Origin of the sequence: Cohnella baijiui (genome assembly GCF_020731285.1) — a bacterium.
Lineage (GTDB): Bacteria > Bacillota > Bacilli > Paenibacillales > Paenibacillaceae > Cohnella.
The window spans coordinates 1-256 of record NZ_JAJFOW010000286.1 but is presented as its reverse complement, the minus strand read 5'-3'; the positions used below and the strand labels follow the sequence as shown (position 1 = coordinate 256).

General features: G+C 55.5%; 1 protein-coding gene. It reads left to right on the top strand.

Annotated elements, in window-relative coordinates; all coding sequences use genetic code 11:
- Positions 1–256 (top strand): 4Fe-4S dicluster domain-containing protein (locus LKX83_RS32665; RefSeq protein WP_227887437.1); only part of this gene is annotated, 256 nt, incomplete at both ends.

Below are 256 nucleotides of genomic sequence, written 5' to 3'. Positions count from 1 at the left end.
GAAAAAACAAACAGCTGCGTACAATGCGGCTACTGCCTGCCCGTTTGTCCTACGTATGCGACGATGGGGGTGGAAACCCATTCTCCACGCGGCCGAATTAACCTTGTGAAGATGGTCGGTGAGGGAAGAATTACGGATGTATCGGTACTTGAGGAGCCGTTGGACTTGTGTCTTGGCTGCCGCGCCTGCGAAACCGCCTGTCCAACAGGTGTAGAGTACGGTGCCATTCTGGAAGCGGCTCGTGCTGCTCTCGTGA